This window comes from Ruegeria sp. SCP10 (genome assembly GCF_040329495.1).
In the GTDB taxonomy this organism is placed as follows: Bacteria; Pseudomonadota; Alphaproteobacteria; order Rhodobacterales; family Rhodobacteraceae; genus Ruegeria.
In genome coordinates, this window is the sequence record NZ_JBDZYF010000025.1 from 1 (window position 1) to 10,625 (window position 10,625).

12 protein-coding genes and 2 pseudogenes are annotated in these 10,625 nt (G+C 42.5%); 2 read left to right on the forward strand and 12 right to left on the reverse strand.

Annotation, left to right across the window (positions count from 1 at the left end; genetic code table 11):
- Window positions 1-107 (forward strand): annotated as a pseudogene (locus ABLN87_RS21470) (IS5/IS1182 family transposase); the annotation flags it as partial.
- A 1-nt stretch (window position 108) separates the two neighbouring features.
- On the opposite strand, the gene ABLN87_RS21475 reads toward ABLN87_RS21470, so the two are convergent.
- The 12 genes from ABLN87_RS21475 to ABLN87_RS21530 all read right to left on the reverse strand — a co-directional run bounded on the left by ABLN87_RS21475 (window position 109) and on the right by ABLN87_RS21530 (window position 9,723).
- The gene (locus ABLN87_RS21475; RefSeq protein ID WP_353014110.1) at window positions 109-1,125 is read right to left on the reverse strand and encodes an EscU/YscU/HrcU family type III secretion system export apparatus switch protein; all 1,017 of its coding nucleotides are present in this window, start codon (window positions 1,123-1,125) and stop codon (window positions 109-111) included.
- On the reverse strand, window positions 1,118-1,915 hold the full coding sequence (locus ABLN87_RS21480) for an EscT/YscT/HrcT family type III secretion system export apparatus protein (protein ID WP_353014112.1): 798 nt from the start codon (window positions 1,913-1,915) through the stop codon (window positions 1,118-1,120). Before ABLN87_RS21480 ends, ABLN87_RS21475 begins: the two co-directional genes overlap by 8 nt.
- Before the next feature lie 10 nt (window positions 1,916-1,925).
- Window positions 1,926-2,189, reverse strand: a complete 264-nt coding sequence (locus tag ABLN87_RS21485) for a flagellar biosynthetic protein FliQ (protein WP_353014114.1) — start codon at window positions 2,187-2,189, stop codon at window positions 1,926-1,928.
- 8 nt (window positions 2,190-2,197) lie between these two features.
- Window positions 2,198-2,848, reverse strand: coding sequence for a type III secretion system export apparatus subunit SctR (sctR, locus tag ABLN87_RS21490; protein ID WP_353014116.1), 651 nt, complete (start codon window positions 2,846-2,848; stop codon window positions 2,198-2,200).
- Window positions 2,841-3,965, reverse strand: coding sequence for a FliM/FliN family flagellar motor switch protein (locus tag ABLN87_RS21495; protein WP_353014118.1), 1,125 nt, complete (start codon window positions 3,963-3,965; stop codon window positions 2,841-2,843). The genes sctR and ABLN87_RS21495 overlap by 8 nt, the downstream gene beginning before the upstream one ends.
- A gap of 3 nt (window positions 3,966-3,968) precedes the next feature.
- Window positions 3,969-4,448, reverse strand: coding sequence for a hypothetical protein (locus ABLN87_RS21500; RefSeq protein WP_353014120.1), 480 nt, complete (start codon window positions 4,446-4,448; stop codon window positions 3,969-3,971).
- Entirely contained in the window at window positions 4,435-5,748 is a 1,314-nt protein-coding gene (locus ABLN87_RS21505) for a FliI/YscN family ATPase (RefSeq protein ID WP_353014122.1), read from the reverse strand. The genes ABLN87_RS21500 and ABLN87_RS21505 overlap by 14 nt, the downstream gene beginning before the upstream one ends.
- Window positions 5,749-5,768: 20 nt before the next feature.
- Entirely contained in the window at window positions 5,769-6,377 is a 609-nt protein-coding gene (locus tag ABLN87_RS21510; RefSeq protein ID WP_353014124.1) for a hypothetical protein, read from the reverse strand.
- 10 nt (window positions 6,378-6,387) lie between these two features.
- Window positions 6,388-6,993, reverse strand: coding sequence for a hypothetical protein (locus ABLN87_RS21515; RefSeq protein WP_353014125.1), 606 nt, complete (start codon window positions 6,991-6,993; stop codon window positions 6,388-6,390).
- Window positions 6,974-7,762, reverse strand: a complete 789-nt coding sequence (gene sctJ, locus ABLN87_RS21520) for a type III secretion system inner membrane ring lipoprotein SctJ (RefSeq protein WP_353014127.1) — start codon at window positions 7,760-7,762, stop codon at window positions 6,974-6,976. Before sctJ ends, ABLN87_RS21515 begins: the two co-directional genes overlap by 20 nt.
- Before the next feature lie 415 nt (window positions 7,763-8,177).
- The gene (locus ABLN87_RS21525; protein ID WP_353014129.1) at window positions 8,178-8,600 is read right to left on the reverse strand and encodes a hypothetical protein; all 423 of its coding nucleotides are present in this window, start codon (window positions 8,598-8,600) and stop codon (window positions 8,178-8,180) included.
- Window positions 8,590-9,723, reverse strand: a complete 1,134-nt coding sequence (locus tag ABLN87_RS21530) for a hypothetical protein (protein WP_353014131.1) — start codon at window positions 9,721-9,723, stop codon at window positions 8,590-8,592. Before ABLN87_RS21530 ends, ABLN87_RS21525 begins: the two co-directional genes overlap by 11 nt.
- A gap of 542 nt (window positions 9,724-10,265) precedes the next feature.
- Here ABLN87_RS21530 and ABLN87_RS21535 point away from each other — a divergent pair.
- Window positions 10,266-10,625: pseudogene (locus ABLN87_RS21535) on the forward strand (transposase); the annotation flags it as partial.

Sequence of the window (10,625 nt, forward strand, 5' to 3'; positions counted from 1 at the left end):
AGAATACCCGCCGTGTCGCAACACGATATGACAAGACAGCCGAAAGCTACCTCGGCTTCATCGACATCACATCAATCCGCCTCTGGCTGCGTCATTTGTCAACATGACCTAGACAGATTGCAGAATTATATGCATTCCTTTCGCTGACTTAGCAGGCATAAATTTACCTACACTTCCGATCTTATAAAACTCCGAAGCTACACTCGGGTTATTCACAGTCAAAATACCTTTCTTTTTTGCCAACGACCTAATATTGGCAACGTTAGCGCCCTTAGACTTATAAACCATAAAAGGTAACATATTATGACCATGGTAGTAAATAATTGCCACTAGCACCATATTGCCGAAGACAACATGAGTAGCTTCATCAATTGTAGGTAGTTGTGAATCTTCGTTAGCTATTGATTTCCTTACAGACCTCAACATAGGATCGCCTTCTGCTTGTTTGTGCTCGCGTTTGACTTCATCCTTAGTCATTTTGTGTTGGCTGAGAAAAACTAAATTTTGTATTTTGTAATCTAGCGCAGCGAATACTACATGAAGAAAAAGAAAGCTCAAAACCAATTTAAAAAGTAAGATTAGAAATAGATCAGAGCTACAAGCCAATCCACAAAAGCTGGCTTCTAGAACGTCTCGAAAGTTTCTCGTAATCAGAAAAAGGGATGCGGCTGAAATAAGAAGAAATAAAAGCGTTAATCGCAAGAAATTATAAAATGTATTTTTGGAAAATATATTCTTAAGTCCCGACACCGGATTAAACTTTTCAAACTTCGGCGCAATAGAAGCGATGGAGAAATTGAATTTGTTTAATAACAAGCCAAAAAGGAGAGTGGTAAAGAATGTCACTACCAGAATACCCGAAACGAGAAAGGTAAGCTTTCTCGCAGGGGCGGCCATCGCTCCAATTACATCTCCGAAAGTTTGTCCAGTTCCTTTTACCGCTAGTACAGCAATCGCCTGAACTTCTACTAAGATCATTTCCGAGAAAACTAATAGGCTAAGAATAACCTGCACTAGCAGAATTGCCTCTAAAATATTTTTCCTCTGAGGTAACTGCCCTTGCCTCCTTGCATCTCGAATCTTTTTCTCCGACGCCTGCTCAGTTTTTTCTCCCGATTCACTCACTTTCAAATGACCTATCGATTACATCTATAGATTCAACGAAAGAATGTAATATGAACGGGAAAACTATGTCTATATAAAAAAGCAGCATAAAAAGAAGAACAGCTGATTTGATTGGCATCCCTAGCGTAAGCGCATTTAAAGAGGGCGCACTTTTGGCCAAAAAGGCCACCACAATATCAGCAAAGAACATCAGACCTGCTATTGGAAACACAATTAGTAACGCCGAAACTAGCAGGCCACCTGCAAGCTCCATAATAGCCAAAAAGCTTGATTTATTCATGGGTACAGATATCGCGTGTGGCGGCCACTTCACCAAACTGTCAAAGATTACGTCCTGCATCAAAAGCATCCCACCGGTCGCGAAGAAATAGCCACTGAATATCTGCGCTAAAAAGATCGCCGATGGAGTTGTCTGTGACCCGAATATAACATCCAAGTCTTGCGCCATTGTACTCCCACGTTGTGTGTCCAAGAAAGCCCCAGCAAACTCCAGCCCTCGAATAGGCAGCCAGACGACGATACCCATCATAAAACCCAACAATAGTTCCTTTACCAAAAGGGAAAACATCCGTGAAAAACTTGGCAAATTTAGGACAACATCATTATAAACCGGTGGCACAGCAACTATCGCAATGGAGATCATGAGTCCATACCGTATTATACGGCTCATGGATCTTGCAGTAAATATCGGGGAGGTATAGAAAAAGGCCTGCAGTCTTGCAAAAATCAATACGATAGAAAAAATCAACGCCAACAGTGAATCGCTATTCTCCAATAAGTTCGAATACATATTCCTTAGCCTAGTGTTTTCCGATACTTTCAAATAACTCGTTAAAAAAAATCACTATTTGCGAAGACATCCACTCCCCAGTAAGTAAAAAAGTGACGATAGCTGTCACCAGTTTTACAGTGAAGGATAGCGTTTGCTCTTGGAGCTGAACTAAAGTCTGAAATAGAGCAATAACAAGACCAACTGCGGTAGCCGCAACAATTATCGGCAAAGACAAATATAACATCAGGTAAACAGAAGCTTTAGCAGCATAGAAAATATCCTCGGGGTTCATTACTCTACCTAGCTGTAACTTAATATTAGACCATGAAGTAGCTTTGACCAACCATCGATAGATACAAATAGCAATATTTTAATTGGAAGTGAGATCAACATGGGCGGCACCATCATTGCACCCATTGCCAGGAGGACATTAGACACAATCATGTCAATCACTACAAATGGGAGGAATATTAGAAATGCGATCTCAAAGGCCCTGGCTATTTCCGAAGAAACGTGTGCAGGCAAAAGTATGAAAATATTGTCTTTTGTAGCATGAGTATGATAGCTCTCTGGCCATATAGAGTGAGCAGCATCGATAAAAAAGTTAAGCTCTCGGCCATTTGTAAACTTAAGAAGGTAGTCAGAAAATACTGAGGCGACTATGTTGAAGGCCCTCTCTGCACTTTCCCAGTCGTAAAACCCAGCATGCTCTGATCGCAGCTCAGAAAGAATCTCATCTCCTACCGGCAACATGATAAAGAGGGTAAGAGAAAGAGCAATAGAATTTATTACAATACCAGAGGGGGCCTGTTGTACACCCAATGCGTTCCTTAACAGCATCAATACTATGGAGATTTTTGTAAATGCTGTTCCCATAACTACGATAAATGGCAGAAACGACAGAGATGTTATTGCCAGAATTGTAGGTATTACCACCGGAGATTCAGTCATCGTCTATTTGCTCCGAATTTTGCCAGTGTGTGACTTGTACTGCGACGCAATCGTTAATACGGAGCAAAGCGCCCTTACCTACCGCTCTATCATTAGCCTTTATTATGATTGATTCAGTGAGATCAATTGAAGTTACCAAGATACTGCCCAATTTCAGCTGTGACAGCTTGTGTAACGAAATCTTTTCAGGCGAAAAACAAATAGAGAGCTTCACTGGCAAGTTAGCTAGATCTCCCATGCTAGATACATTGCGAGCATCAACATCACCTTGGTTTGTTGATAGGTCTGCAAAATCGCTATCAATAACTGAACTTTCACTATTTTCAATATCGGACTCATCTTGTTCCAATTGCGAGCCTACCCTTCTAAACGATTCGATTAATATGTTTCCTGTATCGTCTAACTTTCCCTTAATAGTAATGTAATTTTCTAAATCGCAGGTGATGGGCATCTGCTCAGGTGAGCCAACTTGCAGTAACAGCGCGTCACCGGGCTGAACACTTCCAAACTCACTGAGTGTGAGAGTTGGTCCTGCTATACTCAGATCAATCGGAATATCTAACTCCACTAGCCGATTAGTAGGTTTATCGGCATTAAGGTAAATGGCCTTCTTAATCCTTGCGTAATCCGGTTTCTGGAGGTGAAGTGAAAATCCGGAGCACAAATTACCGATACGTATACACCCGACGATGTTATGCGGGGTTGGGCGTAATACTATACTTTTATCTTCCGTTACTGATAAGATATTCACATGCTTTTTGAACAAACCAGAGACACTGAAAATGCGTGAGAATATGTACAATACTCGAACAGTTTGAGATATTGACCCTTGTTGCTCTTCATGCCATCCTGGCAATGCAATGTTACTTAGTTCATCTATTAGTGTGCTCCCCAGTGAAAGGCTAAATACTCCGTAGTCTGTCACTATTTCAGCCTTGTAGTAAATGTCTTTTGGCAAGTTTGTTAATTCTTGAGTTATAGAAATCTTATGTATTTCTGGATCTTCCATTAAATCACGATAGAATGGCATTTCAATGCCAAAGATTCTGTCAGTCAGATCGTTTATCAACGATACTTTCTCACTCTCGGCATCCGTCAGAAGATCAAAGATTTCCAATTTTCAAATACCCGTTGCGCCTGGATTATACTGAAGTATGTCTTCCAATTCGTTCTCTTCTGCATAGTTTATCCTTCGAAAATTTATGTCTTGAGTCTTCTCCTTAAAAATTGCCGAAGCCTTTTGAGAGGCTATGGCTCTCAAATATAGACCTTGGTTTACTTCTTGAGAATGAAGTCGCTCACTTAGGCGTTTTTTGGCTTTCTCAAAACTTAGTACGCGTTTTATCGCCTCTTCTTGAGCAGTACGAAGTTTAGCCTCTATTTCTCTAAAGTCTTCCATTGTAATCTTTTTGTTCATTACCCTTGCCAAAAGCTTCAATTCCAAGTTTTCAATTTCACGTCGAAATTCTTGAATAGATTGAGATGCTTCATCTACCTCACGTTGGGCTTTTCGTTTTTCCTCACTAGAGAGCCTAAGCTTTCTCCGCGATTGCGTAACCCTATTGCTTTTTACCATTATTAGTTGATCAATTTTTTCCATCACCACCCACCTTGGTAAGGGTGCGCATTGTCTCGTCGAAGTCTGCACAGTCTAACAAAGATTGACGCAAGAACGCGTTTATTGCCGGCATCATTTTAATAGCTTTGTCGGCTTTAGAGTCTGCTCCCGACTGATATTCACCGATCTGAACAAGTAACTCCACCTCATCGTATTTTGATATAAGCTCTCGTAGATTATTTGCGGCAATAACTTGCTCCTTAGTGGCTACTTTCGAGAATACACGACTACTACTCGAAAGTACATCAATTGCCGGGTAATGACCTTTAGAGGCAAGTTTTTGCGAAAGAACAATGTGACCGTCTAGCAAGGAGCGAACCTCGTCTGCTACAGGCTCTGCCATGTCGTCTCCTTCCACTAAGACAGTATAAATCGAAGTTATAGATCCGCTTGATGCTCTACCAGAGCGCTCAACTAGTAAAGGTAGTTTTTCAAATACGGAAGGCGGAAAACCTCTTCTGGTAGGAGGTTCTCCGGCAGCTAAACCAATCTGCCTTTGGGCACGAGCAAAACGTGTGATGCTGTCCATGAGCAACAATACGCTCTTTCCCTGGTCTCTAAAGTATTCCGCTATAGCTGTAGCTGTGTAGGCCGCATTAACTTGCTCAGCAGCTGGTCGATCAGAAGTTGCCACGATGGTGACTGAGTTTTGAACGCCATCCGATTTCTGCAGATTCTCGACAAATTCCAACACTTCCCGCCCTCGTTCTCCAATTAGAGAAACAATAACCACATCGCACACGGCGTTCCTAATAATCATTGACAGCAGAGACGATTTTCCTCCCCCTGCCGCAGCAAACAATCCTAATCGTTGACCCAGGCCGCAAGTTAGCAGTCCATCTATGGCGCGAACACCAAGCGCAAAAGCCTCAGTTATAATTGGTCGAGACATAGGATCGGGCGGCAATGCGTGGCAAGGGTATAGACAATCGATACCGTAAGCTGGCCTTCCGTCTATGGGCTGACCTAACCCATTCAAAACTCTTCCCATCATTGAGTTACTTACCGGCACCTCAAAGGTTGAGGACACTTGTGTAATCAAAGATTGATGTGAGATGCCAGTGAGTGGACCGAATGGTGTTAGAAGAGACTTTCCTTCCCGAAATCCCACAACCTCAGCAAGAACAGGGTCATCATTATGTCGGGAAACACTGCAAACTGAGCCGATACTATAGCAACCAGACGCACTCACGATTGCGCCTGTAGCGTCAAGTACTCTACCGCCTCGTTCGTAAAATACCGATCTATCAATACTGCCCTTCTTAGAATATGTTGATTCCATGTATGATACCCTCAACTCAATTACTTCAAAATTGTTGTGGTGAATTTGCTACTTTCTAAACTCGCGAATATGTTTGCAACCATAATAGTCACGCTCGTCACAACAACTTCATCTGCAGTGCATATTCTGCACTCACCTTCTTTAACTTGATTGTCGCTTACTATTGTAATTTTGGTTTTTATTGCCTCACTTAGGCTACTCAAATCGATCGCCAACTTGACGCTTTCAACGTCCTCGGCTGATGCAAATATTTGTATATCAGAACCTGTTCTAAGCTCTTCCAATGCGTTCCCTACGGAAACCGCGAATAGATCCTTGTCCGCAACAGAACCAAGTAGATTGGAAAGTGAATTATATAAAAGATCATCTACTTGTTCTCCAAGTTTTTGAAGTGCATCCTCGTATTCCTGAATAATACTAGACAACACTCCAAAGCCCTCTTGAAATCCAGCGGTATAGCCCTTATTCTTCTCCTCAGAGACAGATTGCACCATTCTACGATGCATATCAGCGAGTATTTCTGCACCTCTAATCCTTATCGCCTCTACGCCGGAAGAATTTCTGATAACATCCGACCTAACTATCCCACACGATGGCATGTTATTTTCATCGATGATAACAGATTTCATTTGTATTCCCCTAAATAAGCTTGGCCTCAAAGCCTATCACTATAAGTGACCAAAATCCCTCAAGTTGCTCTTTTGTCATCTCCACAATGTCCGGTTGATAATCGGCATCCTTTCCCTGAAAGAGAAACATCCTTCTTAAAAAGGGTTTGGGCATAATGCTATGAGCGCAGTTTAGTAGTTCCTTGGAAAGGAATTCCATCCGCTCCGGGACGGTATCTGGGTAACAATCTAAATCTATAAACTTCTGAACCCTCACTTTGCCTAGCAACTGAAAGACATCTTTGGATTCACACCAGTTGGCGATCGGTACTAGTTTCTCCGCCTCATAGATACCCAAAATGTAATCTTGACTGGCAAGCACAGACAATCGGTGAAAAAATAACCGAAATTTTTGCTCGCTCAGCGTAGCGATAGTAAACAAGATAGATCGCACACGGCTTTCCACTATAGGAAGCTCTCCAACATAACGGAGAAGCTCCTGATTTATATACTCCAAAGTGTTATCATCGTTCAGGTAGGAATCAAAACTACTTATTGGCAGCGATCCAATAAGCGACACTAAGGATTGATGCCGAGCGTACTTCACCGGCCAATTTTCAAACGTTGCTATGTCCATTAGTTTTTTTACCGGTAAATGGGTTCGCCTTTAGAACGATTACTATGAGAAGTGTAACCAGAGACACCAACAACAAGGTCATCATCAAGAGAAACCAGACCAAGCGCTTCTTGCTTGCCTCTTGAATCACGAGCCCGAACACACTTATGAGCCGTTCTTTAGGTTTTTCGAATTGTACTGCAGCGACCACCACTCCTACATCATCACGATTAAGCTCTTCAACACCAAGTGCTACTAAATCTTTAACATCTTCTACTAGATTAGAACTTGTAAGGCCCTCATTTATAGTAACAAGAACTGAAGCACTCGGCTTTATTGCATCTTCAAAGGCCGTTTTTTTCTGTGGCCTGGCTATGTGAACCTTAGCACTTATAATTCCCGGTATTATGGAGATGGACTCTGACAATTCCTGACTTTTCGCGTACGAATATCTCGCCCACTCTTGTACTGGGCTCGATATTAGGCCGTCATCCTTAAAAACTACTCCTAAAGAATCATATTCTTTTCTGGGCAAACCATAGCTCTTTAGAAGCTCCACAGATTCACTAAACTGACTTTCATCTACGAGTACGCGGTATGTTCGACCCTCCTCCATTCGTTTACTGGCTGCGATACCATTCAACAACAGCTTTGACATAACCTCATTTGCGGACTGCTCCTCCAAACCCGAATTAAGTTCAATTTGACAGGCCGACAAGCAAAAAAATACGGCCAATGTGAGAAGTGCACGCAATAAGTGCTGACGACCCAATTTAATTCGAAGACACATCCGCGCTATTCCACAAACCCTATTGAGACGAGCTCAAAATCTGCTGTATGCTACTAGTAGCGCGACTGATACCCTTCACTACCAATTCCGTCTTAAAACTTTCGACTTTGCTGGAGTAAGTCGTTAAAATATTCTGCTTGCGAAGACTCTCTATTTCCTGAACTGATCTTCGCACTAGATCCACATAAGATCGCCCTTCAGGCGTTCGATGAATTTCTTGCAAAAGCTTATGAGACTGTTGCGTACTTCTTGGTGTGCTTAGGAGGCTTCCATTTGGTCTGATTGTTTCTTCAATCCCTTCCTTTATCCGATCCTCATAGTCTCGAAATGCAGTAGACAATCCTAATCTTAAATCGAACAACTCTGTCCGTTGCTGATCTGTTGAGATCGAAATCTGTGCATTCGTGATCATTTTCTATCCTTCCCTCATAACGTCTATGTCTCGGTGAGCACGCTCCATTGCAATCTCGATCACCTTCAACGCAGACGGCTCATTAACAAGATTCTCTTCTATGTAAATCCGCCCAAGTCTAGAGACCTCGCCTATGCGCTCCAACTCGAACAGTAAGAGCAAGTGGAATGCAATCGCGGCATCTCGGTTCTTCTCCATTTGGAAGATATTATTGCTCTCGAGAAACGCTAGCGCTAGCTCTCTTTCACCAATCGACCGATAGTAACTTGCTTCCAGATGAAAGGTCGCAGCGTTCTTCGGCTTAGCTAATTGCAAGAATTTTAGCATCCTAAGACAAGACTCGCCGTTGCCGTTCCGTATAGCCAACGAGGATAAGTTTCCGAGTACGAAGAAGTCGCATTCAATATAGGTGAAGTCAGTTGCCATCAAGGTAGATCCAGGTTAGTTCTTTTTGCTCATCCTCTATAAGTATCTTGTTTCGCTCAATCTTTCTAAGCAGATATTTTTTCTTTATCTTTTGATTCTCTGAAGCTGTTGTTCCATCTTCGAACACTATATACTTGTTGGTCCCACTCCATATCGCTGAAATTGATTCTTTCAGGTATTGTGTATTATCCTTAGGTTCAACTTTGAAATTGACCGCGTTAATTCCGGGCACGTTCGCAATTATTTTGCGCCTGAGCTCGATCTTTCCTGCGTTACCGTTTTCATGGATTTCTATCGATGCTTTGCCTTCCTGTACTTTGACAAGCCGTGCGCTGCTTCCTTGCTCTTCAATAGTCCTAGTCACTAGTCCGAAGAGCACATCGTCCTGATAAATTTTCGCCTCAAACGGAAGAGTAATTGTATCGATTTTGGCATCCAGAGACTCTTTACCGGCAGCATTGGCAACATAGAACAAAGCCGACCATCGACCATCAACTTTTTGCAATACGCCTATTTTATGCTGGTTTCCGCTTAGTTTACTTAATATCACTTTACGTTCGTCTTGGTTTACTGCCTCTTGTTCTTTCAATTCATTAGAATTTGTTTCACTAGACTTAAAAGTCTCAATTTTTTTGGGGTTAGCATCTTGTGGTGCGACTAATATCAGTGTTGACAAACCAGCGATAGAGACGAAAGCGGTCAATAGAGAACCCCTGATTAGACTGTTTTGAAAGATTACCTTTAACGTTTCACTTTCCAAGTGACTATCGAGTTTTTCCTTCCAACCACGTAGTAAGGGCGCCGGTTCCTCACACTTAAGGGCTATGTTGATCTCTCCTGCTTTTATGATGCAATTTTTCTTTATCGGTATGGCTTCGTTGTTGCGAGGGTGTATACACTTTTCCGCAAATAACCCTGGGGTTAAGACCTTGGCGCTCTTTCCGCCAGTAAATGTAATTTTGGGGCAGATATCGTTTTGCAGTCTAAATGATATGTCCTCTTTTATTCCACCAAGAAGTACTATATCGTTTTCGAGTTCACGTCCGAAACTCGTGACCACCTTTCTCACATTAATGGTCTTATTTTGTCTGCCGGGGGCGCTTATTTCTAATGAGTGAATCATTGCTACTGTTTTTTACTTTTTGCTAATGTTGTTACGCAGCCTGTATAGGTTCAATAGGCGTGTAGCATCATCGCAAGCTTCGAGGTATAGTTTTAGTTCGCTCGCTTTCTTTTTTTCGGTGAAGTCAGAAAGTAGGCTGCTGACCGCGGCTTTTCTGCGATTTTCTAGATACAATTTTAAATGCGGTATCCCTCCTAGGCTTCCTCCAAAAACTATTTGCTCAATCGTAAATCCCTTTCTTGAGTATAGTGTTTTCAATAGCTTAACCCCGTGTTATAAATCTTGAGCCTATTGTGGCGGTGGCAGTTATTGATACAAACATTATACTACTTGAACTTTGAAGTATTGCAGTTGCTTGTTCAATATACAAATCCTTAAACTATACATCTTATACCCTATGTTAGGATAGAACTGAGGATCCGTTATTTCATGTGGATACTGTAATAAAATTTTCATATGAAATTTGGCTCTATAGGTTCAAAACAGTGGAGTGCTGCATCTGAATTGGTCCACCGTTATGTTTAGGAAACGGAGGACAGAGAATGGCGAACAAGCGGCACAAGCCAGAGGAAATAGTTCAGAAGTTGCGGCAGGTTGATGTGCTTGCCGGACAAGGAATAGCGCGCGTTGATGCGATCCGCGAAGTGCACATAACTGAGCAGACCTACTACCGTTGGCGCAAGTAGTATGGCGGGATGGGAACGGCCCAACTCAAGGAGCTCAAACGGCTTCAGAAAGAGAATGAGCGGCTGAGAAAGGCTGTATCGGACCTGACGTTGGACAAGCTCATTCTAAAGGAAGCAGCTCGGGGAAACTTCAGAGCCCCGCACGTCGCCGAGCCTGCATCGAGCTGATCCGGAGCGAGATGAATGTATCGGAGCGCCGGATTTGCCGGGTGCTTG